Raw genomic sequence first — 24,792 nt, forward strand, 5'->3', positions numbered from 1 at the left:
ATGAGAAAAGTAAAAACTACTTTGGTTAGAGGAGTCCTATGCTTCTGGCTGGTTTTCGGGCTTGCCTTGAGCCTTTTCGGGTCATTAGCTTTCACCAGCAACAACGTGGCTGAGGCAGCTTTCAAGCCTGTTTACGTAGAAGATAGTATTCTAGTAGGCTATCGTGCCGGGGTTAATGATACCGAAAAAGATAATATTGAACATAACGAAGGGGGCGTTCGCGATAAAGTAGTGGGCGCTAAACAAACCCACGTTGTAAAAGTTCCTAAAGGTCAAGTAGCAAATAAAATTGCGAGCTTCAAAAAATATGGGGCAGTTGCCTATGCCGAACCAAATTATATAATTACCGCCGCGGACGTACCTAACGACTCCTATTACAACCAACTCTGGGCGATGAAGAACACCGGGCAAGCGGTGAGCGGGATTAGCGGCACCGCCGGAGTGGACATCCAAGCCGAGGCAGCTTGGGCTGTTACAAAAGGCAGCCAATCCATTGTAGTAGGTATTGTAGATACAGGCATCGACTACACTCACCCGGATTTGGCAACTAACGTTTGGAGTAATCCCGGTGGAGTGGGTGGGTGTGCAGTGGGCACACACGGCTTTAATGCCCTCACCAACACCTGCGACCCAATGGATGATAATGACCATGGCTCGCACGTATCGGGAACTATCGGTGCGACTGGAAACAACGCAACAGGAGTGACCGGAATCAACTGGAATGTCAGCTTGATGGGCTTGAAATTCCTGAATTCTACTGGTTCAGGCAACACCGCCGGGGCAATTGCTGCGATTGATTTCGCAGTGAAAGCCAAGCAAGCGGGTGTAAATATCCGGGTTCTGAACAATTCGTGGGGCGGTGGTGGCTTCAGCCAAGCATTGCTAGACGAAATTAATCTCGCTAATTCCAATGATATTTTATTCGTAGCGGCGGCTGGTAACTCTTCTCTCAATCTTGACTCAACCCCAAGTTACCCCGCTAGCTATAACGCGCCCAACATCGTGGCAGTAGCTGCCACCACCCAAACCGATGGACTGGCAGGCTTTTCCAATTACGGCGCTACGTCAGTACATCTGGGCGCACCCGGCGTGAATATTCTTTCTACCACCCGCTATAGCAGTTATTCCTACTTCGACGGTACTTCGATGGCTACGCCACATGTGGCAGGGGCTGCTGCGCTGGTACTTTCTACCGGCTCTTTTACAACGGCGCAGCTTAAAGACAAATTGCTGAGCAACGTGGATACCGACCCCGCATTGGTAGGTAAAACTGTTACAGGCGGTCGTTTGAACTTGTGTAAAGCGGTAAACGGTAGCTGTGGAGTGGTAGTAGCGCCTGACTTCACGCTGAGCGCGTCTCCTGCTTCCCAAACCATTAGCGCTGGTTCATCCGCCAATTACAATGTGACACCTACCGCAATTAACGGTTTCAGCAGCGCAATTAGTTATTCCGTGAGTGGACTTCCGAACGGGGTTACTGCAACATTCTCACCTAATCCGTCGACAGGTACAACTACCCTAACCGTTTCAACCGCCAGCAGCGTTGCTGCCGGAACTTCTACCTTGACTATCAGTGGTACAAGCGGAAGTTTGTCGCACACTGCTAATGTGAGCTTGACTATAAGCATACCAAAAGCAGATTTTAGTCTGAGCGCGTCGCCTGCTTCTCAAACTGTCAAGCGTGGTTCGACTGTTGCCTATACCGTGACACCTACCGCAATTAACGGTTTCAGTAGCACAATTAGTTATTCCGTGAGTGGGCTTCCGAGCGGAGTTACTGCAACATTCTCGCCCAATCCGACGACTGGCGTTAGTACCCTTAGCGTAAAAACCACTAGCAACACCCGAACCGGCACTTACACCCTGACCATTAAAGGTATTAGCAGCAGTCTATCACATACCACTACCGTAACATTAACAGTTACTCGGTAAGATACTTTTCCTCAGTTCTATAACTATCAAGTACTCAACAAACCCGGCTAGCTATTTCTGAAATAACTAGCCGGACTTTTATTCCCACAATACTGCGTAGCCATCGATACTAACATTTTTGCCTCTTTACACCATAATGGTAACTATTGTGATAAACTCTATTCGTAGCTCCCAATGATATATGATGGACAATATGGTAGCAGTTTTGGAGAGAACAAGATGAAACGTTTGGTAATTCTTGGAGCAGGATACGGTGGGCTGACGTTGGCTCAAAAGCTGGACTCTTTAAGTAAAGGACACAATAACTGGAAAGTGACTCTGGTTGACCATAGAGATTATCACCTTATTCAGGTACGTATTCACGAAGTTGCAGCGAATAGTGTCCCAGCGTCTCAGATAAAAATCCCACTTTCCCAACTTCTAAATGGTCATAAAGTTGAATCAATTCAAGCAAAGGTATTAAAAATTGACCCAGTGGGGCGAACGGTGGAGACTACCTCCGGCACTATCAACTATGATCGGTTGGTGATAGCGTTGGGAAGTGTTACCGATTTTCATAATATCCCCGGCTTGCAAGAGCATGCCTTCGCCATGAAAACGCTGGAAGATGCGATTTCATATCGAAAAGCGGTTATCGAGGCTTTCCGCAACGCCACAGCAACAGGTGCAGAGCCTTTGCGCAAAAATGACCCGCGCCTAACTTTTGCGATCATTGGGGGAGGGTTGACAGGCACAGAATTAGCGGGAGAGATGGTAGATTTCTGCAATGATCTGTGCAAGAAAGTTCCGGCAGCCCGCCACGCCTACCGAATAGTGCTGGCAGAGTTAGCGCCACGCTTGTTACCAGAGTTGGAGCCGGAGAGTGGCGAGTATGCCATGAACGACCTGCGTCGTAAAAATGTAGCGATTCTCACCAACAGCGGCATCGACCAAGTTGTGCCCGGAAGTGTTCATCTGATGAATGGGAAAACAATCAAAAGCAATGTAATTTGCTGGGCAGGTGGAATAAAAGCGCAACCATTGATTAAGGAAAGCGGCTTCAATACTACTAGAGACGGTCGTGTTGAGGTAAATCATTATCTGCGCAGCAAACAGTTCGAATCGGTTTATGTCATCGGTGATAGCGCCTTTATCCACGATGGACGTAACGGCAAGCCAGTTCCTCAAACCGGACAATATGCCGAGCTTCAGGCGGGGTATCTGGCAAAATGTTTCGCCAACGAACAACCGGATGTCAAACCCGAACCTTACGTACCTTTCTCGATGGGTATTTCAATTTCGCTTGGACGTGGAGAAGCCCTTAGCTTGAGCGGTCCGTTAAAGCTGACCGGAATACCGGGGCGGGTAGTAAAAGACCTTTCCTACACCAAACACGAACTAGGGGTACGCAATGTGTTACCGGAAGTGAGGCTCGGTTAGGGTCTGTTTCTTGTTTCATTTGCAATCGCCGACCTCATGCCTTGAGTGTGAGGTCGGTTTTGATTCGATTGTCTTTTACGTAGTAAGAAGTTCAGTCTCACCAGCAGACTTTCGGTACTTTTCCCCAAGTAGTTGGTTATAGTTAGCCAATCCTAGCTCTATGATAAAATTTGCCAATAGCAATAATTGTGTAAGCAGACGGAAGAATGTATTGTTTATTTGCTAGTTCGGTTGGACAGGTGAGAATACATAGATAATCAAATAGGTTACAGTCTGACCGACAAGTATCATAGTCAGCCGCGCTTGAGCCAGCGATAAACGATTGTGTATTACCAACAATGCGGCAAGCGCCAGCGGCGTGTGGTACTTATCTGCGATTTTTTTCACTCGGAAAGCGAGTTATAGTGGTATAACTAATATAATCATATGATAGTGGGTTAACGGAAGAGGAGTATTATCTGGTGAATCCAATAAAAATTAGTTCCTTTAGACGCACAATGCGGCTTTTCGCCTTGATTATTGCTGAAATAATCGTGTTGAGTCTATTTATGTTCGGGCAAACCCCGGAAGCAGCCCAAGCTTATGGCGGCAGAACTCCCGGCTCGGTGGTGGCTTTTTACTATCCATGGTACGATCAACGCGACCCAAAGGTGTGGAATCGGGGCTTGATGAGCAGCCTCCCCAGCCCAATCTACGATAGCCGCGATGCTAACGCCTTGCGCGGGCATATGGATAAGGCGCGGGCGGCGGGTATCGATGCTTTCGCTGTGACTTGGAACGGCTCAACCGGAGATTGGGCGGATCGTTTCAAAACCATGCTCAATTCTGCCAGTGGCGGCTTCAAACTGACAGTTCATTATGAAACGACCCTTTCGGATACGTCAGTCAACGGTACTATTAATAACCTACGCTTCATTCGCGATAATTATATGAGCAGCCTCAATTATCTGCGCTACGAAGGCAAGCCGGTATTATTCTTCTGGCGACCCGATGCGGTAGGTGACATGAGTGTATGGCAGAATATTCGCAATCAGGTTGACCCCAATCATGAGCAACTTTGGTCAACCGATGCGATTGATACCACGCCGCTCTCAGTGTTCGATGGCATACACTTGTTCAGCGCAGCAAAGTGGGATAACAACCCGGTCGGGAAAGATCAGCAGTTCCGCAACGATGTGAACAATTATCAGGCACGTACCGGACAGCGACGCTATTGGTTGGCGGGAGTAACTCCCGGTTACGATGACCGCAAGTTGCGCTCTCCCGGCGAGTTTCGCGACCGCGAGGGTGGCTCATATTACCAACGCAGTTGGCAAGCCGCCATTAGCAGCACTCCCGATTTGATTACGATTAGTACTTGGAACGAATGGTACGAGGGCAGTTCCATCGAACCCGGTGAGCAGTGGGGCAATCAATATGTTGATATGACCCGACAATATGCGCAGCAATATAAAGGCACGCTCAAGATGTTCGGCGAAAGCAGCATCATGAAAGTGTGGAGTCACACCGACCTGTTGGTGGACAACGGGGCAGTGCCACGCACATGGCTGTGGGGACCTGAAAACTTTGCGATGTACCGCGAACCTTACAATGAGGGACCGGGCGGTTCACGCATAGTTTATTACTTCGACAAGAGCCGTATGGAAATTACGCGCCCTACCACCGACCCAAACGGGCAATGGTTCGTCACCAATGGCTTGCTGGTGCGCGAAATGATGCGGGGCAAAATTCAGGTGGGCGATAACCCCAACGCCGAGCAGAATAAGGGCGCAGCTAATATTCCGGTGGCGGGGGATTTCCAGAACAACCCGAATAGTCCCACTTTTGCCAGCATGGCGGGAGTCGCTTCATTGGCTGCCGACAAGCGCGTGGATAACAAGAACGGACAATTGGTGCTTTCGACTATGGCTGCCAACGGACAGGTGGGCGAAAACGCAGGTTTCACTCAGTATAACGTGCGTTATAACGCTTATGTGAACGAAACCGGGCATAACATCGCCTCGCCCTTCTGGGATTTCTTCCAGCAGAGCGGACCAATTTGGGAGAACGCCAGAGTCACAAATGCCAATGTGATTGATTGGGTTTTCGCGATGGGCTTCCCAATCTCCGAAGCCTACTGGACTACCATCAAAGTAGGCGGCAAAGATATGAAGGTGCTGGTGCAAGCTTTTGAACGCCGTATAATGACCTTCACGCCTGATAACCCGGACGGCTTCAAGGTGGAGATGGGCAACGTCGGTCGCCAATATCACCTGTGGCGCTACGGGAAGTAGCCTATTCTTAATAGAAATGGAAGTCAGCAAGGGGCGGGTTTTGAACTCGCTCTTTTTATTCTTTATGCCAAGCAAATCCTCACAAAATTGTGGTAAAATTTTGCAAAGAATGTTACCTGATAATAGCGCCACAACCTACTCAAATATAGATTAATAAGGTGAGTTTTATAATATAAAGGTTAGAAAAGAGGTCGCTCTTGGGTGCGCTCGACCGGATTAAAATAAGTGGATATAAATCTATTCGGGAAGCTGATATAAAGCTTGGCGCATTAAATGTGCTTATCGGCGCGAACGGGGCGGGCAAAACCAATTTTATATCTGTATTCAAGTTGCTCAACCAAATAGTAGAGGAAAATTTACAGAGGTATGCTGGGGAGGTAGGAGGCGCAGAGTCTCTTTTATACTTCGGGCAAAAAGTTACTGGTGGCATTTCTATAGGATTACAGTTTAACGTAAATGGTTATCAGGTCGAATTAGTACCTGCAAGTAGCGATACTCTCATCTTCGGTGAAGAAATTTGCTGGTTTCACAACAAACGGTATCCAATTCCTTATAGAATCAGCCTTGGCAAAGGTCATAAAGAAACATTATTGATTGAGGAATCCTTGAAAAAAGGGGGAAATATTCCAAGATATGTTCTTGAGAGTTTAAAAAGCTGGCAAGTTTATCACTTTCACGATACCAGCGATAGCGCAAAGATTAAAAAAACGGGTGATATTGGCGATAATCGTATTCTAAGGGCAGATGCCTCAAACCTAGCAGCCTTTCTTTATCTTCTTGAAAAAAGACACCGTGAGAATTACGATAACATTGTCAGAACTATTCGTATGGTTGCGCCTTTCTTTAGAGATTTCAACCTAAAACCGAACTTGCTTAATCCTGACAAAATACAACTAGAATGGCGAGAGGTAAGCGCGGATACTTACTTCAACGCAAATTCTTTATCAGATGGTACATTACGCTTTATCTGTCTGGCAACGTTACTGCTGCAACCCACTTTACCGTCAACTATTCTAATAGATGAGCCAGAGTTGGGGCTACACCCTTACGCCATAACAATTTTAGCGGGGTTGTTAAAAAGTGCGGCTACTAAAACACAGGTTATTGTTTCAACACAATCAGTTCCGCTGGTAAACCAACTTTCACCGGAAGATATTATTGTGGTTGACCGGGAAGATAACCAATCGGTATTCAAAAGATTGGATCAACAAAACGTAGAGGAGTGGTTGGAAGATTACGGCTTGGGAGAACTTTGGGAAAAAAACATTCTGGGTGGCAGACCGCATAGATGAAAAAGGCGCTTATTCTAGTAGAGGGTCAGACGGAAGAAACCTTTGTGCGTGAGATTCTTGACCCCTTTTTAAATGAGAAGGGGATTTTTATAATACCGAGCCTAGTTGTAACCAAAAGGGTTAAGAGCGGGTCGAATTTTAAGGGCGGTATAGTTTCCTATGATAAAGTTAAAAATGACCTCTTAAAGTTATTGAAAGACTCAAGCGCCGCCATAGTAACTACGATGATTGATTTTTACGGATTACCAAATGATTTTCCCGGAAAAGCCACCTTACCGACAGGAAATTGTTACCAGAAAGTTGAATACCTCGAAGGAGAGTTCAGCAAGAATATAAGTAACCCCAAATTTCTCCCTTACTTTTCCATACACGAGCTTGAAGCATTGGTGTTCGTTGAACCAGCCCAAATTGCGCGCGCTTTTCCTAACTCAACAAAACTTTCAGACCTTGAAAAGATAAAAGCCGCTTTTAACTCACCGGAAGAAATAAACGACAATCCGCAAACTGCCCCCTCAAAACGGCTTTTGACCGCTTTTCCTGAATACCAAAAGGCTTTATATACTCCGCTTATCCTTCTTGATATTGCTTTGGATAAAATCAGGCAAGAATGTCCCCACTTTAATGCTTGGGTTTCCAGTATTGAGAAAATAGTGGCAAACTAACCGAATTCTTTCTAATTGACAAACAGAAAATTTGTTTCTATTATTTAAACGGCACTCCCTCTATGGTGACCTTTATTGAAAGAGTGTGAGTAATTATGTCAAGTGAAGCAGGGCTTTTACTGGATAAATTGAGACAACTTAATGCAGAGGTAGTACAGCTTGTAGAGAGCATCTCGCCGGAAGATTGGCAAGGGCAGCACACTGGGGAGAACTGGACGCTCGGCATTGCAGCGCATCATATTGCGCTGGGCTACGACTACGGCATGAGCTGGATTGAAAATGCCAGCAGCGGACAGCCCATTACCACAACTCCGAACGGTATTGATGCGCTTAACGCTGAAGGGGTTACGCTCTATGCCAACCTTAGTCAAGGCGAAGTGGTGGCACGCTTGAACCAAAATTTGGCGACACTGGAAAAAATGGTACTTGGTTTGAGCGAAACAGGCCTGAACCGCAACGTGCTATGGGTTACTTTTGGGCGAGAGGTTAACGCCCTCTACCTAATGCGAACTACGATTCGCCACACCACTAACCATCTGGAGAGCCTTAAACAGGCGCTAAATTCACAGAGTGTATAGAGCGATGGATACAATTTTCTTTCAAACCGAAGCGGAATTTCGAGAATGGCTAGAGCAGCAACACGCTCAAATGCAAGAGCTTTGGGTTGGTTTTTACAAAAAGAGCACAGCTAAACCCGGCATCTCCTACGGGCAAGCGGTGGATCAGGCGCTTTGCTTTGGCTGGATTGACGGTATCCGCAAAACCATAGATGTGGAAAGCTATATGATTCGCTTTACGCCTCGCAAGCCCAGAAGCATCTGGAGTGCGGTGAATCTCAAGCGGGCGGGGGAATTGGTTGAACTCGGCTTGATGCATGCCTCCGGGCTTAAAACCTATCAGGAGCGCGACCCAGATAAAGCTCAGCTTTATTCTTATGAAAACGATAAGCGCGCCCTTGTGGATTCATATGAGGCACAATTCCGCGAGAATCCCGCCGCGTGGGATTTCTTTCAGGCGCAACCGCCCTATTATAAAAAGGTTGCCAGCTTCTGGGTGATGAGCGCAAAAAAGGAAGAAACGCGCTTAAAAAGGCTTGCCACTTTGATAGAGGATTCGGCGCAGGGGCGCAGGTTAGCGCAAGTGACTTACCAAGCCGCTAAAAACGCTACCTCTGAAAATGGCGAAGATTCTCGCTGATTACCGCACCTCGCTAACTGTTATTCAGAAACTTTACAATTATTTTGGACTTTTTTAACCTCAATATCACTCCCCGCTGATTTAATTCAACTATACTGTAGCAGGGTTGCTCGAATCGGGTGTTATGGTTTTAGCACAATTTAGCCCTATCTAGTTGGATGAACTTCATTAAGGATATAAAATTTGCTGCGTTTTTTTAGATTATCATATCTATTTTTGATATTGCTAGCGCTTAGCCTGTTGTTGGCAGCTTGTGGAGATAGTACCGCTACTCCGATGCAAACTACCGCTGCTGCAACCCCCACCCTTCAACCTGTAGCGACTACCGCGCCCACGCTTACAACTGCTGAACCTTTCACGGTGGCGCTAGACCCTGGTCATGGAGGGAATGATTGGGGAGCAGGTCACTTCGACTCTAACGATCAGCCCGATTTGCTAGAAAAGGATTTGACTTTACAATTGAGCATGGCTACCGCGACACTACTGCGCCAAAGCGGTTTCAAGGTGGTGCTAACCCGTAGCGGGGACACGCTTGCCAACAATCCGCCTCAAGACCTTAACGGGGACGATGAAATCAACGAATTGGATGATTTGCAAGCCCGTTTAAATCTTGCCAATAATAGCAAAGCCGATTTATTGCTATCCTTGCATATAAACAGCAGTACGCCGGGTGACGGAGCGGGCGGATTTGAGACATGGTATTGCGCCGACCGTTCTTTCGAAGATCGCAACAAGCTATTTGCGCAACTAATCCAGCAAGAGAGCGTGGCAAGCATGTCCTCTCTCGGCTATGAGGCGCAAGATCGCCGGGTTGCGGACGACCTTGAAATTGATTGGAACGGGAATCACCTATTTATGTTTGGACCACCCACGCCCACCCGCAAGATTGCCACCGCCATGCCCGGTGCATTGACCGAGGCATTATTTATTACCAACGATACCGAGGCAAATTTACTGAGGGATAACAAAACTATTAAGGCTTTGGCGGAGGGCTACACACGGGCGATTCAGCAATACTTCGCCCGTTACAAGGTTTAAGCGCCTCCCTTGTAGCCAGCCTTCGATAAAGTTCAGCGGTTTTCGCAAGCGTATAATTTCCTTTAGCTTTTGCTACAAACCCGGCTACTTCACCCAGAAAACGCGCTCTACCCCAATGGCGCGTGCCAACGGTTGGGGATTCTTCAGGTCGGGCGCGCTGCCCCAGATGGTGTTGTTCTGGTAAAACGCTAGAATCGGTTGGGAGGGCGACCAATCGAAAAAGCGCGAACGGAAAGCGTAATAGGGGGGGTTATTAAGTTCCAAATCATATTGCTGCCCGTTGCTAAGCTGAATTACGGTTACGCGCTGCGAATATTGGGACGAGATTGCGCCGTTTCGGGTTATATCATAGCGCGAATAAACCGCCACATACTGCCCGGTAGCATCTATTTGCGCGCCGCTGCCGGGTCCATACATGCGCCAGTTGCCGGTGGCAAGATTTAGCACCTGCAAATCGTTGTTCTGGCTGTAGTTGGCAGTGGTGGCGACCAATCGAGTACTATCGGGGCTGAAAGCGTTGATACGATTTATTACACTACCCCCGGTTATCTCTGTAACCTGACCTTCAGGAGTTACCAGCCAAGTGGTAAAGCGCGAATAGGTGCTACTTCCGGTTATCGCGATGGTTTTGCCGTTCGGCGACCACAATAAGCCCTTGCCAAGCGCCGAATAATTCGAGTTAACCGCTCCCACTTTTGCCACAAGGCGATTGTTAGAGCGGGGTGCATCCACTTGCGAAAGGTAAAGCTCGTATTGTGTTTTGTCTAGCTTGTATGCCAGCGTGCGCCCATCGTTTGACCAATCGAAAGCCGATACCGACTCCGTGGTAATTAGGCTGGGAACAGGGGTTTCGTTACCGCTTTGTTCCAGCGACAACACGTACAAACCCGCCACCAAACGCGGGTCGTTGCCAAGCGCTTGATATGCCACCCGCTTGCCATCCGGCGACCAGCGCACCGATTGAGTCAGATCGTCCGGTTCGCCCACGCCTTCGCTCAATTTCACCCGTTGCTTGCCGTCAAGACTACTAACCCACAGCGTCCCGGTGTATTGATCACCCACTTCCAGATAAGCTAAGCGTCCGCCTGTCGGTGCAACGCTTGCATCCAGACCGCGGAACGCGCCGCTACTGATTACGGTGCGCTGCCCTGTTTCAAGGTCAACCACGCTTAGATACTGCGTACCTACTCCACCCAATAACACCAGCTTACCACTCGGCTTGAGGTCGTTTATAGTCGGAACTGTGACAGGACGCGCGGCAGGAGTGGCAGGAGTAGAACCTACACCCAACGCATCGGTTCCACAACAACTCGCCCCGATAAAGCTGCCATTTACACCGAGCGAAGTAATCGACTTGTTAGCAGTATCCAACACTTCCAGATTTTCATCGAACCAATCAAAGATATAATTATTCGCTTGAGTAATCAAAGCGTTGCGCCCCGCCCCGGCGCGCTCAAAAGCGATACGGCGATTGTCGGGCAGCCAGCTAACCGATAACACCGCATCTTTGTCCTGCCCGATAGCGGCAGAACCAACCGGAAAGGTGCGAGAGTTGCCCGTATCCACTTCGCTCACGGTAATACGCGGGCTGGCATCGGCAAAAGTTATATAACGGCTGTTAAACGACCAGACCGGAGCAGCCTTGAGGCGCGGTGCAGGGCTGTAGTAATCGGCATACGCCCATACCAAGCTATAAAACTCGCGTCCGCTTCCGGCGTAATCGGTCAAGCGACGAAAGGTAGTACCTTCCGGGCTGGCTTTGTACAACGAAACCTTGTCACGTTGCGCATCAACGGCAGTAAAGGCGAGACTTGAGCCATCCGGTGACCAGCTAACGAACAGCACATCCAACCCGCTCAGCTTCAGCTTGTCGCTCAGATTCACCCGATTCGAGCCGTCCACGTTGATCAGATATAAACTACGGGGTTGGTCGATCAGGTTATTGCCGCTTATATAAGCAATGCGCTTGCCATCCGGCGACCACACCCCGTATAGGGCGCGATCTGCCAACAAAGTTCCGGCATCCTTGCCAGAAGCGCTACCATCGGCGGGAATTATATAAAGCGCAGATTTCTGCTTGACCTCAGTTGGAATAGGCAAAGGCACGGAAGGACGCAAAAAACGGGTAGAGGATGAGGGAGTCGGAGAGGGCGTTGTATTGGGCGCGTCAGGGTCGGATACGGTGCGAGTGAATAACACACGGACGCTATCGGGCGACCACTGTGGGTTAAAGCCATCTGCGCTTACTATCTTGCGATTTTTGCCGTCAGAGTCCATGCTTACAAGTTGGTGGGTGCGGTTATATTCCCCCGCTGCCTGATCGCCGTTAAGTGCGCTAAAAATCACATGCTTGCCGTCCGACGACCAATTTGCCCCGAACTCTGCCTCGGCGCTTTCGGTGAGCCGCCCCGACACCTTGCTGCCCGGTTCAACAGTATACAGATCAGGCCAACCATCCGCATTACTCAGATACATCAGACGGTCTTTTGGTAAATCTTTTTCAGGGTTAGCGGTGGGGTTCTCATCGCCACAAGCTGCCAGCAGCAAAGTTACCAGCAGCAAGCAAGCAAAAACCGGGCGGATAAACTTGTACGCACTCACCTGACAACAGCCCCTTTCACCTTAAACAAACAGCGAAGCTATTTTCAGCCGTTCCGACATAATATGCATCTCTACCAATGAGGGTTGTTCCACCGGGTCGGCGGCAGCTTTCAAGACTTTGGGCAAAATGTTAATGTCGCCAATGGTGTTCAGAAAAATACCGGGGCGTGATAGCGCCCAACTTACCATTGTATTAATATCATCCTGCTCTTCTAACGGCTCATACCATGTAGCGCAGGTGCGTTCTTGCTCTCCCCATGGGCGGCGGCAAAGCGATTTGATAGTTTGTATCGCCACATTTCGATTCTGGCAAAATGCCGTCACTGTACTAAAATCGGCGGCATAGGCTGAGTTCTGCATCAGGATATAATTGTATGGCAGTAATACCGAGTCGAAATCGAAAAGGGAGAGGCTACGCAAATGCATCGCGGCAATGCCCAACCCATGCCCGGTAACACCGATGTAGGAAACGAGATTCTGCTCGCGGGCTTCGATAAGCGCTTCGAGTGCGCCGCCCGGTCCCATCGCAATGCGCCATTCTTCCGGGTCTGCCAGATTGTGGAGTTGCAGCAAATCCACTCGCTCTACTTGCAACCGCTCTAGAGAACGATGAATTTCGTCACGGGCAGCCTGATAAGTGCGTTCGCCCGTTTTGGTGGCGAGAAAGAAATTTTGGCGATGTTCCCGCATCCACGGACCGATTCGCAATTCAGCTTCGCCATAGCTAGCAGCAGTATCTATGTGGTTTATGCCATATTCCAGCAGTAATTCAAGGGTGCGATCGGCATCGTCCTGGCTTACCTGACCAAGCGCTGCCGCTCCAAAAATTGTGCGGGTGCTAAGGTGTCCAGTTCTACCAAAAGGTATTTTCTCAATCATAAGTTATAATCTTTCCGATATCTTCTTTATATCCTTCAGGATTGTCGCTTTTTGAAAGGTTTCGAGCAGTCATTTTGTATAATTATTTTACAATAATGATAGGCAGCAGTCCTGATTTTTCTCCAGTAATTCTGGTACTATTATGTAACATAATTGCTATTTTTCATATCCATTAGGGTGATGTATAATTAAGGGCAAATGGAATACAACGGGAAGAATAAAATTGTAACATTGTGCGGTGGAGTGGGAGGCGCGAAGTTGGCGCTCGGTCTCTACCGCTGTCTTAAAGAGCGGGGGCGCGCCAATGACCTTGCCATTATCGGCAATACGGGCGACGACCTCGATATGTTTGGGCTACATGTTTCCCCCGATTTGGACACGGTGATGTACACGTTGGCAGGGTTGTCAAACCCTCAGCAGGGGTGGGGCATCGCGGACGATACCTACCGCGTCCTCGATTTGTTTAAACGCTATGGCGAGGATACTTGGTTTTTGCTGGGCGATCAGGATTTTGCCACGCATATTCTACGCACCCGTATGCTCAAAGAGGGCGTTAGCCTCACCGAAATAACCGCCACTTTGACCGTTTCACTTGGTTTGGATTGCGCCCTATTGCCCATGTCCGATTCCCCCGTGTGCACTTATGTAGAGACTCTCGAAGTGGGCGAAATCCCTTTTCAGGAATATTTCGTGCGGCGGGGCGCTACCGATACGGTGGTGGGTATCCGCTACGATGGAATCGAGCAAGCCGAAATAACCGCACCTATCGCGGCAGCAATCTGGCAATCGGAGTTGGTCATAATCGCACCTTCCAACCCTTACCTGAGTATAGAGCCGATTTTGCAAGTTAAAGGCATGGAGCAAGCTCTTTTACAATGCAATTCTCCGGTGGTGGTGGTCAGCCCGATTGTGGGCGGGAAAGCCCTCAAGGGACCTGCCGCCGATATTATGCGCAGCTTCGATGGGGTAGAACCTTCCGCGCTGGGTGTCGCCAAATATTATCAGGGCTTGGTAGGGGGCTTTGTGCTGGATGTAAGCGATGATGCGCTAGCAGAAGAAATCGCCGCGATGGGTTATCAGGTGCTGGTCACGCAAACTGTCATGCAGACCAATGAGGATAAGCAGTTACTCGCCGAGCATATTCTGGAGGAATTCCTGCCACGATGAGTCAGGTTCAGCTAATAGCGCTTGAGCATGTCCCACTGATCAATCAGGGTGCTGATCTTGCTGCACTACTATTTGATTGCCTTCTACAACAAGGGCTGCACTTCGAGGACGGCGATATACTGGCGCTGGCGCAGAAGATTGTGAGCAAGAGCGAAGGACGGCTGGTAAATTTAAAACAGGTAGTACCATCCGAGCGCGCCCTTACCATCGCCGTCGTTTACGGCAAAGACCCCCGCCATGTTCAGGTGATTTTGGATGAGAGTCGCGAGGTTATCTGGGTCAGTCCCGGCATCTTCGTAGTAGAAACGCAGCAAGGCTATGTTTGCGCTAACGCCGGAGTAGATCGTTCTAATATCGAGCAACCGGGGGCGGCGCAAGGTGACGAATGGCTGGCGCTTCTGCCCGAAAACCCCGATCGCAGCGCCGCTAATCTGCGCCAACGGTTGCTGGAACTAAGCGGCAAAGAGATAGCGGTAATCATAAATGATACACATGGTCGCCCCTTTCGCATGGGCGGCATAGGGGTTTGCCTCGGTTCTGCCGGGCTAGAAACTCTGGTGGACAAACGCGGTGAGAGGGATATGTTCGGCTATGTACTGCAAGGTACGCAAGTGGCAACGGGCGATGAGCTTGCGGCTGCCGCTTCACTGATAATGGGACAGAGCAGCGAAGCCGTTCCGGCGGTGCTAATCAGAGGTTATCACTATCGCCCCGCATCCGATTCCGGCGCTGCCCCACTGGTGCGCCCCGCTGCTACTGATGTTTTTCGCTATCCGGCAAACCGTAAGTTATTTTAAGCAGGAGTTTATGCCACTTACCAGCGATAATGCGCTGAATATGCCGCTGTTCAAGTTCGAAACCTTGAGCGGCTTTCCCCATCTTAAACACGGAATCAGCACCCGCTACGCCCCCGCCAACCCTATATTTCAGGAAGCGCAACCCGAACGCCCCGATGATTACAAAATGGGCGGCGTAAATGCGGGTCTGTCGGATGAGGTTATGAATTTGCGGCGCAGCGAGTTCATCGAGGCGGTGGGCGGCGATTGGCGTGAGCATTTTCCCAACCTGACCAGCGGCTACCAACAGCATACCGCTAACGTGGCGGTGGTGGACGAAAAATTCTACGGGGCAGGGCGCAACTGGCGCAATTCCATTCCCGCTACCGATGCGCTGGTGACAAATTTATCAGGCATCCCTCTACTTACCGGACACGCCGATTGTCCACCCATCTTGTTCTACGACCCGATTAAAGGGGTGATTGCTGCCGCCCATAGCGGTTGGCGCGGTACGGTGCAAAAAATCGCTGCGGAGACGGTGCAAGTGATGCAAGCACGCTTCGGCTGCGACCCAACCGATATTCTGGCGGGTATTGGTCCCTCGATTGGGGGCTGCTGCTACACTGTGAACGAAGCGGTAGCATATGAGGTGTTTGCAGCTTTCGGTGAGGAAGAAACGCGCGGCTTTCTGTCGCTGCGTGAAGATGGGTTATACCTCTTTAACTTGTGGTCAGCAATTGAACATACTTTACGGATAGCGGGCATTAAACCCGCTCACATCGAACATAGCGAATTGTGCAGCCTGTGCCACCATGATACCTTTTTCAGCTACCGCGCCCAACCCCCCGAACTGAAAGGCAAGCAGGGCAACTACGGCGCGCTGATTATGCTGGACTAGCCGCGTTGGTTTTCGCTTCTAACTGTCACCCAATTTTTAACGAACTAGATATAGAAGAAATCAAAGCAAATATACATATTACAGTTAGGTACTACTCAACAGCCAGGACTCAAGTAAAATCGTCACAGGCTTGAATCTTGTTGCCATTTTACTTAAATATTAACTTCGAGAGAGCTTTTATAATTTATACCTTAAACTTATTCTTTTGTAATATTCTATTCTGAAATCAACCCCGCATTTAAAAGGGCAGAATAGAATTGGTCAGCGTAAAGGTGTATAATACAATATTGGTAAGCTCTATTACTGGATTTTACTTTGATTTCTCCGCTAACCTTTAAATTTTTGTTCACGTCATTATGTTTCCAATTATTTAAAATATCCTTATATTTGCTATCTTTCTGTTCGTCATCCGCACAATCTCTCAGTGCTCTAATTGTTGCTATTTGGACACGAAGTAATTGATTACTTAGATCAATGAGTGCATTTGGAAAAAGTAAGTTTATTATCTCGTAAAGATCACACAAAGCGTTTAAACATTGCTTACTATTTATAGTCAGTGGCAATGAGTTTGGGTCGTGAAAAAAGCTATTGCGTGTATTTCTTCGATCTTTTATACGATGGAGGATAGAATGTATGAGTTGATTCGCAGGTAATAGATGACGGTTTTTAACCTCCTCTACAATTTGGCTGAAGCTTTTAAACTTACCTGCTGATATATCTGCGGACCAATCTTCAAGATAAGGATAATCAGTAAGAATCTTATCTAACTTTTCTATTTGACTAGCTTTACTTTCAATTTCCAAATCGTTTTTAAATGTAGCTAAACCGTTATCAATGTTTTTGCAATATTCCTTAAAAGCATTCTGGTGTTTTTTAGTTATAATCAATTTAGCATTTTTCAGTTCTATTAAACATTGTTGCTGATAATCACCACTGTCCTTAATTAACCAACTCTTCAATGTCAACTCACAAAGATCATCAATTTGAATAAAAACAGATTTTACGTGACGTTCAGGATTAACATTCAGGAGATAGATTTCGTTAGTAGTTTGAATTAATTCTATCAAATCATCAATATGAGACATTAATAGGATGCTCCATTAACTATCATATCTTCTATTTGTTGCTTGGCAGTTTCTAAAAGTCGTACCGCATCCTCTTCAGCATTTCGTGATTGGGTTAATTTCTCTTGGATTTTAGCACTTAATCTTTTCATTAATTCGTTGTCGAAAAGTGGAATAAGGATTTGACGCAAATTGCTTAACCCCAAAAATGGGTTAATTTGTCCAGTAGAGAGTTGCTTTGCTAATAATTTTCCTGCTTCAGAATTTAAGAAGCCAACAATAAAATAAGAATAAGGGTTAAATTCAGGTTTTAATCGAAGTAAAGCTATATCCTGGTTTATATTTATTGGACTAGGTAAATTAGTTACCAATACAGCATTACCGATACGTCCTTTGATGGTGACTAACAGATCACCTTCATGTAATTGAGTTCGTTTTAATTCATTTTGGTGATGTTCAAGGGTAATGCGATTTTCTGTATTAAAATTAATACGGAAATCATAAATATTTTCAGCAGTTAAAAAGGGGATTTCACCTATAGACAAATTATGTCGCAAAGGCGTATGCCCATTAGTTAGGACATCTAATAAATCCCCTAAAGGAACTAACTGTTTTGGTTTAAGGGTTCTAATAGAATCGATTAATTGATAATATTTTAATCTGAAAAACTCAGCATCAAGACGTTGAGAATCCATAACTTCGTTAGAATTAGCTATATAAGTTAATTGTGAGGAAAGGTCTTTAATGTTAAGATCTAATTCCTTAATTAGTAGGTTTTCGGCTTCAACATAAAAAGCTTTTGCTGTATGCCTTAATTCACGCGATTGTGAAACATATGAGGCAATTTCTTCCTCAAAACGAGAATCTAATTTTGGAATTGGAATTGAAGCTAAATCATCAGGATAAATTTCAATTTGCCCTGAAGACCCACGCTGTCTCTGCTCAATTAAAGCAAGCCCAACTTTTGATTGAAGGAACACGCTTATAAATCTCGGGTCTCTTTGAGTAATACCCCTCAATATAGATATATGACCATCAGCGAAAAATGGAGTGTTTTCATCTACATATGTTACACGCCCTAAAGTTCCTACACCCGTAGAAGTAATTAAAATATCAAGGTTATAAACTTGACCACGAGGATTTTGTTGGTAAAAATCTTCATTTACGTATTCTTGACGTGTATCACTGAATCCTTCTTCTCGAATATTTACTGTTCTTAAAACTGGTATGCTTCCATCCCCATTATATACTGGTTGTAGCCCTCTTTTTATGTATTGTGCCACTTTACCAAGAGGGGTCCATTCAAAACCTTTGACTTTTTTCTCAATATCTGCATAATCCTGTCTAAAATATTCAGAATCTAATCTATGATTTTCATATGTTTCTACAATACTTCTAACACTCCATAGAGCCAAAATTAACACTCCTCGTTCTATGAATATATGAATTGAAAATTGTTAGCTTTGGCAAATTCAATAAAAGCTTCGGCAATAGTAGGGCGTATAGGGATATAATTGAGAAGTTCTTCGCAACGTTTCTTATGATCTTCAAGCCTTTTAGGGTTTGTTTTATCACGTTTTAACAAATTAGCTAGCTGCTGTTTGAGAACATAATGTATATCAAATAAATCCTGGTCAATTATCTTGTGGTTATAAAGATCGAGCAGAGGTTGCCCAGTCTTATCTTTAAGATAAATATATTCCCCAGAGTTATCTTTGCCTGGATGTTGGCTGACAGCAAAAAAGATAGGATAATCTGAGAGGGGAAGACAAAGTGGTCCTACTTCAATATCTTTATTCCACTTTTGTAAAAATAAAACACTAGTTTTTGTGCCAGTATGCGGCTTAAAAGTGTTAACATCCAAACCGACAACTGCGAGAATACGGCAATGCTCAGAGATAAAGCGACGAATGCGCTCATCACCAATATTATTTAAACGACCTTGAGGAAGTACGATAGCCATTCGTCCACCGGGTTTAAGGAATTCTAAATTACGCTCGATAAAAAGTATATCCCGACCAACGCTATTCTGCCATTTGCCTTTACCTTGACGAGCAAGATCATATTGATAAATTATACGGGTATCTTTAATGTCTCCTGCAAAAGGAGGATTTGTAAGAATAACATCAAAGTCGAAATAACGAGGAAAGTTATAATTGTCTTCATCCTGTTGAGGATTTTCCAAAAATCGGCGGCGGCGTTCACGCATGTGAACACGAGCTTCATCACTCCATGATTGAGGATCTAAAGTATTCACTCTGAAAACATGAGTGCGACCATCTCCAGCAATCATGTTAATTGCTTTTGCGATTTTTACACTTCGAGCATCAAAGTCCAAACCATATACTTTTTCGCTAGCATATTTACGCTGCCATTCTTCTGGTTTTTGAGCAGTAAGTTCTCCACCCCAAACATGAAAGATACTGTGAACAGTAAAACCACAACTTCCTGAAGCTGTATCTATAACATACTCTTCAAAACGGGGATTTAACATTTTGACTGCCATATCAATAACGGGACGAGGAGTAAAGTATTGACCTTTAGCACCTTTAGCAACCTGAGTAACAAGGTATTCAAAGGCTTCATCAATAATTTGAAGATTAGCATTAAATAGTTTTAAATCCTGTAAGAAAGAAACGCAACTAGCCAAGTGGGCAGGAGTTAGATCGATCTTTTCACCCGGCAAGAAAACACCCGGCCATTCCCTCTGAGCTAAAATAAAAAGATTGTTGATTCGAGTGTAAACTTCCTGATAAGTACCTCCAAGCCGAAATGTTACAACACGATGTCGGTTCGGGTTATTTTCAGCCATTGATTCATCATAGAGCTTTGCATAAATAAGTTTAAAAACCTCCTCAAAACCATCTACACCAGCATTGGCTAAAACAAGATTCTCCATAGTTGTAATGACATCGCGCAGAGAGACTTTTTCAGTAACAAGTTTGTTACGTTCAGCTAACTCATCAATGGTTACTTTTTCATTAATAATGTCGTTTAGGGATTGATCAATACGTGGTAGATCGCTAATGCTAAGATAGATATTAGGTTCATCTCTACGCCATACTTCCTTTTGTCTACCATTTGTCCAAACAGCTATCGGCGCGCCTTGAGCGTTGCAATAGGACTTTAGTTGCTCCTCGCCGTCTTTACGCTTGGGTTTTTTGACTTCTACAATAATATAAGAAGTGTTTGGGTGGTCTTTTTCACAAATCCAGATATCAGCACGTTTATCAGCTATTGTAGAACCGAATTGTACAGGTTTTTCAAGAGTGATTCGGCTAGGTGGGTATCCATATTTATGTATAAGCTGGTAAAGAAATAATTGTCGTACTATCTCTTCAGGGGTAGCGAGTCGCTCTTTATTACCAGAGAAATCACGCAGATAAAGTTTATCGTTTTTTTCGATAAATTCAAGTGCCTCGATTTCATTCTTGTCAAAAATATCAATTGAATGGTCGCTGGTGCGAAAAATATCAGCTAATATATTACTATTGGTAGTAGCCAAGCTATTCTCTATCCTCTCTAGATTCAACAAATCTATGATGTCAATTCCAGTAAATCTAGCAATATATTAATGCGTTTTATAAAAGATAATCAAACTATTGGGAAATTACACTCTATAATACACGATCTTTTAGTGGGGAATTTAGGTTCTATTGCTGTCGATAATAACATAAAAATCCCCAAAAGAACATGTAATTAACTACAATCCCATAAATTGCAAGGAGATGTAAAATTAAAACCATAAAGCAAATAATTGACAAGTGATGCTTGCCAACTACTTGAAAAAGCGTACTATGTTACGTACGGGAAACCGCGCAATTGCTGAACTACTCTACGAGAACTATTCCTCTGCGTGGGGCGTTTCCTGTAGCAACAATACCACTTGCCGGATGCGCACTCCTTCCATTTTCTCTACTGTAATGGTGATGGTTACATTTACGAAAGTGATTTCATCCGAGTCAGGGTCGGGGTCGGGCATAGGACGCACCTGCGACAAGCTAATGACATCACCGGAGGCGGCAATACGCCCCAGATGTTTCAGCACTAACCCGCTGATCGTTTCCACTTCTTCTTCTTCCACTTGCAAATCGAGTGCCTCGTTCAACTCGTTCAGGGTAGTTGCGCCATCCACCAGAAAACGCCCATCGCCTTCCGACTTGATGCGGCTCTCCTCCATGTCGTACTCGTCCTGAATATCGCCCACGATTTCCTCAATGCAATCTTCGAGAGTTACAATTCCCGCCAACCCGCCATACTCGTCTATCACAATCGCCATCTGGGTACGGCTTTTCTGCAACTCCGCCAACAAATCGCCTACCCGCTTGGATTCGGGAATGAAATAGGGCTTCCGCAGTATATGACTTACCGGTTCATTAGGCTGATTTTCTATCAGATGCTTTAGAATATCTTTGGCGTATGCCACCCCGATTATATGCTCGCGATTTCCAGACTTATGCACCGGATAGCGCGAATAGCCCGAATTTACAATCTCATGGGCGGCGGAATGAATGGTTACAGCCACATCCAGCATCAGCACATCCATACGCGGAATCATAATCTCGCGCACCTGTCGATCGGTAAACTCAAAGACCCGATTGATAATATCGCTTTCTTGCTTCTCTAGCACCCCTTCTTCTTGCCCGGTTTCCACCATCGAAACGATTTCTTCTTGACTGACCGAGGGCATATTTGCTTTGCGCCGTCCGCCCAAAAGACGTACAAAGAAATTGGTGATTCCGGTAAGCATCGCCACCAGCGGATTGGCTACCTTTGAGATAAACTCAATGGGATGGGCTACAAACAGCGCTACCTTTTCTGAGGATTCCACCGCCAAGGTTTTTGGCACAAGTTCGCCGAATATCAACGAGATAAAAGCGATGAGTACCGTCACGAGGATAAAGGCGAGGGTAGAAGCAGCGGCGCGCACAAAATCAAGTGGTACGGCTTTGAACCAGCTCTCAAATATTTTGGTCAGGCTCACTGCCCCAAAAGCGGAAGCGAAAAACCCTGCCAACGTGACCCCAATCTGGATGGTGGAAAGAAAACGCCCGGTGTTGTCGGTAAGGCGCAAGATACTACGGGCTGAACCGTTGCCCTCGTCCGCTAGTTGCTTAACCCGCGATTTTCGGACAGTAACCAACGCAATTTCGCTAGCAGCAAAAAAAGCGTTAAGCAGCACCAAAACCAAAATAGCCAGATATTCTAACAAACTGGTGTCCAAATATTATAATCTCCCAAGAAATACCTTTTGATTTTTACCTATGATTTTTCAGCGTATCAGGGGCTTTTGCACTACCAACCCACCACGAAACTGTGCAAATGCCTCACTACAGTTAATTATAATACCATTATGTGACCTTAAAATGTGGTAAAATGTTTAAATCAAAGAAGAAATAACCCAATGTCGGTTTATTTGTAACCTGACAAAGATAGGGCTTCCCAAGATTCACATTACCGGAGGAACTGATAATAATGACCCTCATGCGGGAAGAGATCTTTGACCAACCGGCTGCGCTGGAACGTGCCTGGAAACAAAACAGGATATTGGTGCGAGAAGTCGCGCGCAAACTAACTTCCTTCAAGCCTGAATTGGTCATGATTGCGGCACGCGGTAGTTCTGACAACGCTGCTATATATGCTCGCTACATTTTTGAAGCTTATGCCAGTTTACCGGTTTCGTTGGCGGCTCCGTCACTTTTCACACTGTACCGCCGCCCACCGAACCTGAAAAGGGCGTGGGTTATCGGTATTAGCCAATCGGGTACTTCGCCCGATATTGTAGAAGTCATCAGCGAGTCGGCGGCGCAAGGCGCATTCACACTCGCCATTACCAACGACCCTGAATCGGCACTGGCACATGCAGCCTCAATAGTTATGCCGTTGCATGCCGGGTCTGAAAAATCGGTAGCTGCTACCAAAACTTACACCAACGAGCTGATGTTGATGGCGATGCTTGCCGCCGAATTGGGCGATGATAACGGGCTACGAGTTGGGTTGGAGAGACTACCCGAAGCAATTAGCTCTGCGCTCAAGCTCGAAGATAAGATTACCAAAATAGCGCAACAACCGATATACCACGAGGCGAAGGATTATCTGGTGCTGGGACGTGGTTATAACTTCCCTACTGCTCTTGAAATCGCCCTCAAGCTGAAAGAATCGGCTTATATTTTCGCAGAACCCTACTCCTCCGCGGATTTTCTACACGGACCTTTCGCTTTGGCGCAGAAAAGTCTGCCTGCTCTGTTGGTAGGCGCAAGTGGTCCCGCCGTACCGGGTTTATTGGATCTGGCGCGAAAGCTGATTGAGCGCGGGGTAGAGATTACAGCGGTAGGAGACGACCAGACTCTATTGCGTACCGCCACCCCTAACGGCGCCGCTTTACCTGTCAATTTGCAGGGCATACCGGAAGCTTTAAGCCCGATTCCATGTGTAGTGCCGGGACAATTGCTGGCGTTACATCTGGCGCTTGCCCGAAACCTTGACCCTGATAAACCGCGCGGCTTGAATAAAGTCACGCAAACCTACTAGAAGTCGACCCCCTTCTTTCTAAAAATTGAAGGGGGATTTTTTACCCCGCGATTTCAGCCTACTTTGAGCTAATGGACCTCAGCTATACAGGATTCCATTAATTAAATTTTATGAATTTTTTAGGTGGAAGCCCTTTCAAGATTAAGCTACATTATAAAATCTTTAGGGTTTTGTAAACAAAAGTTTATAAATATGTGGTGTGAAGTCATGATACAATTCTATTAGATAGTGATAACTCTATGAGGACATACAAACGATGAATTATTACGACACAGAAATAAGCAAATCGGCAATTTCTAGTGCCGTAGTCGTTACAAGTAGTCTGATCTATAGAGTGGGTACTTGAAAATACGTGGGTTTTCAAAACACTAGTTGGTATGTAACTGCCTGAGGTGAATAAGCTTAAAACTATTAACCCATAAGGAAGTTAGCGATGAAAAATAATTCACAAGGGCAGAATATCTACTTGAATGGGGCTGATTCAATGCTTTATGCACCACAAGCCAGAAAAATAAATGTGCGAGGAAATCTTTTTCACGCTCATACCGTGGGTGATAGCACAAGTTACCCACAGACAAGCAGCATTAACCACCTGATTGATTCGCTACGGCATGAAGATTGGGGAGTGCGCCAGAATTCTGCGAAAAAACTAGGGGAGCTTGCAAATAAGCATGCCCTTGAACCGCTTATAAAAACCTTGCGTGACGATAAGGATAGTTTTGTGCGATACCGCGCCGCCGAGGCGCTAGGTAAAATCGCAAACAAGCGCGCTGTGGATGTCCTGATAAATGCTTTGTACGACCCGGATTTATTTGTGCGCCGCACCGCCATCGAAGCGCTGAGCATAATCAAAGATTCACGCGCTATCAAGCCCTTGCTGTGCAAAATCAGCGGTGATGAGGAATGTAGCGTGTGCGAATCTGCTGCCGAGGCGTTGGCTAAAATCGGGGACCCGCGTACCTTGCCGGGATTAGAACAAATTATCAACAGCGATATTGATGAGGGGCGGAGAGCATTAGCCATCCATACCTTTGAAGTAATTAAAGCACGAAGATAATCCGGC

Annotated in this window: 20 protein-coding genes; 13 read left to right on the forward strand and 7 right to left on the reverse strand. The window is 46.3% G+C overall.

The features are described 5' to 3' along the window. Positions 1-1,932: a S8 family peptidase gene (locus OZ401_RS05905; RefSeq protein WP_341469784.1), complete on the forward strand. Its 1,932-nt coding sequence runs from the start codon at positions 1-3 to the stop codon at positions 1,930-1,932. Between the two features lie 219 nt (positions 1,933-2,151). Next, a complete protein-coding gene (locus tag OZ401_RS05910; RefSeq protein ID WP_341469785.1) occupies positions 2,152-3,351 on the forward strand; it encodes an NAD(P)/FAD-dependent oxidoreductase in 1,200 nt (399 codons plus the stop codon). Positions 3,352-3,573: 222 nt separating this feature from the next. Here OZ401_RS05910 and OZ401_RS05915 read toward each other — a convergent pair whose 3' ends face one another. Then, positions 3,574-3,738 (reverse strand): hypothetical protein, encoded by a 165-nt coding sequence (locus OZ401_RS05915; protein WP_341469786.1) that lies wholly within the window; start codon positions 3,736-3,738, stop codon positions 3,574-3,576. Positions 3,739-3,812: 74 nt separating this feature from the next. Here OZ401_RS05915 and OZ401_RS05920 point away from each other — a divergent pair, with 74 nt between their 5' ends. The 6 genes from OZ401_RS05920 to OZ401_RS05945 all read left to right on the forward strand — a co-directional run bounded on the left by OZ401_RS05920 (position 3,813) and on the right by OZ401_RS05945 (position 9,813). Further along, positions 3,813-5,624 carry an endo-1,3-alpha-glucanase family glycosylhydrolase gene (locus OZ401_RS05920; protein ID WP_341469787.1) on the forward strand — a complete coding sequence of 604 codons (1,812 nt, stop codon included), beginning with the start codon at positions 3,813-3,815 and terminating at the stop codon, positions 5,622-5,624. A gap of 197 nt (positions 5,625-5,821) precedes the next feature. Continuing rightward, positions 5,822-6,916, forward strand: a complete 1,095-nt coding sequence (locus tag OZ401_RS05925; RefSeq protein ID WP_341469788.1) for an AAA family ATPase — start codon at positions 5,822-5,824, stop codon at positions 6,914-6,916. Continuing rightward, entirely contained in the window at positions 6,913-7,578 is a 666-nt protein-coding gene (locus OZ401_RS05930; protein WP_341469789.1) for a DUF4276 family protein, read from the forward strand. Before OZ401_RS05925 ends, OZ401_RS05930 begins: the two co-directional genes overlap by 4 nt. 95 nt (positions 7,579-7,673) lie before the next feature. After that, positions 7,674-8,156 (forward strand): DinB family protein, encoded by a 483-nt coding sequence (locus OZ401_RS05935; RefSeq protein WP_341469790.1) that lies wholly within the window; start codon positions 7,674-7,676, stop codon positions 8,154-8,156. 4 nt (positions 8,157-8,160) lie between these two features. Further along, positions 8,161-8,775 (forward strand): YdeI/OmpD-associated family protein, encoded by a 615-nt coding sequence (locus OZ401_RS05940; protein WP_341469791.1) that lies wholly within the window; start codon positions 8,161-8,163, stop codon positions 8,773-8,775. A 183-nt stretch (positions 8,776-8,958) separates the two neighbouring features. Further along, positions 8,959-9,813 (forward strand): N-acetylmuramoyl-L-alanine amidase family protein, encoded by an 855-nt coding sequence (locus OZ401_RS05945; protein ID WP_341469792.1) that lies wholly within the window; start codon positions 8,959-8,961, stop codon positions 9,811-9,813. 84 nt (positions 9,814-9,897) lie between these two features. Here OZ401_RS05945 and OZ401_RS05950 read toward each other — a convergent pair whose 3' ends face one another. Continuing rightward, complete coding sequence (locus OZ401_RS05950) at positions 9,898-12,414, reverse strand: hypothetical protein (protein WP_341469793.1); 2,517 nt, start codon at positions 12,412-12,414, stop codon at positions 9,898-9,900. Between the two features lie 21 nt (positions 12,415-12,435). Continuing rightward, positions 12,436-13,293, reverse strand: coding sequence for an aldo/keto reductase (locus OZ401_RS05955; protein WP_341469794.1), 858 nt, complete (start codon positions 13,291-13,293; stop codon positions 12,436-12,438). A 198-nt stretch (positions 13,294-13,491) separates the two neighbouring features. On the opposite strand from OZ401_RS05955, the gene cofD reads away from it, so the two are divergent. From cofD to pgeF, 3 genes are read left to right on the forward strand one after another with little or no spacing between them, the layout of a single operon-like run. Continuing rightward, on the forward strand, positions 13,492-14,460 hold the full coding sequence (gene cofD / locus OZ401_RS05960) for a 2-phospho-L-lactate transferase (RefSeq protein ID WP_341469795.1): 969 nt from the start codon (positions 13,492-13,494) through the stop codon (positions 14,458-14,460). Then, complete coding sequence (gene cofE / locus OZ401_RS05965) at positions 14,457-15,257, forward strand: coenzyme F420-0:L-glutamate ligase (protein WP_341469796.1); 801 nt, start codon at positions 14,457-14,459, stop codon at positions 15,255-15,257. The genes cofD and cofE overlap by 4 nt, the downstream gene beginning before the upstream one ends. A gap of 10 nt (positions 15,258-15,267) precedes the next feature. Then, on the forward strand, positions 15,268-16,134 hold the full coding sequence (gene pgeF / locus OZ401_RS05970; RefSeq protein ID WP_341469797.1) for a peptidoglycan editing factor PgeF: 867 nt from the start codon (positions 15,268-15,270) through the stop codon (positions 16,132-16,134). 215 nt (positions 16,135-16,349) lie between these two features. Here the strand turns inward: pgeF and OZ401_RS05975 are convergent, their stop codons facing one another. The 4 genes from OZ401_RS05975 to OZ401_RS05990 all read right to left on the reverse strand — a co-directional run bounded on the left by OZ401_RS05975 (position 16,350) and on the right by OZ401_RS05990 (position 22,422). Further along, a complete protein-coding gene (locus OZ401_RS05975; protein WP_341469798.1) occupies positions 16,350-17,219 on the reverse strand; it encodes a hypothetical protein in 870 nt (289 codons plus the stop codon). Next, entirely contained in the window at positions 17,219-18,613 is a 1,395-nt protein-coding gene (locus tag OZ401_RS05980; protein WP_341469799.1) for a restriction endonuclease subunit S, read from the reverse strand. Before OZ401_RS05980 ends, OZ401_RS05975 begins: the two co-directional genes overlap by 1 nt. Before the next feature lie 17 nt (positions 18,614-18,630). Continuing rightward, the gene (locus tag OZ401_RS05985) at positions 18,631-20,703 is read right to left on the reverse strand and encodes a type I restriction-modification system subunit M (RefSeq protein ID WP_341469800.1); all 2,073 of its coding nucleotides are present in this window, start codon (positions 20,701-20,703) and stop codon (positions 18,631-18,633) included. A gap of 339 nt (positions 20,704-21,042) precedes the next feature. Further along, positions 21,043-22,422, reverse strand: a complete 1,380-nt coding sequence (locus OZ401_RS05990) for a hemolysin family protein (RefSeq protein ID WP_341469801.1) — start codon at positions 22,420-22,422, stop codon at positions 21,043-21,045. 251 nt (positions 22,423-22,673) lie between these two features. On the opposite strand from OZ401_RS05990, the gene OZ401_RS05995 reads away from it, so the two are divergent. Together OZ401_RS05995 and OZ401_RS06000 are read left to right on the forward strand one after the other, a co-directional pair. Then, positions 22,674-23,729 carry an SIS domain-containing protein gene (locus tag OZ401_RS05995; RefSeq protein ID WP_341469802.1) on the forward strand — a complete coding sequence of 352 codons (1,056 nt, stop codon included), beginning with the start codon at positions 22,674-22,676 and terminating at the stop codon, positions 23,727-23,729. Between the two features lie 433 nt (positions 23,730-24,162). Next, entirely contained in the window at positions 24,163-24,786 is a 624-nt protein-coding gene (locus OZ401_RS06000) for a HEAT repeat domain-containing protein (RefSeq protein ID WP_341469803.1), read from the forward strand. Positions 24,787-24,792 lie beyond the last annotated feature (6 nt).

It is taken from the genome of Candidatus Chlorohelix allophototropha, from assembly GCF_030389965.1.
In the GTDB taxonomy this organism is placed as follows: domain Bacteria; phylum Chloroflexota; class Chloroflexia; order Chloroheliales; family Chloroheliaceae; genus Chlorohelix; species Chlorohelix allophototropha.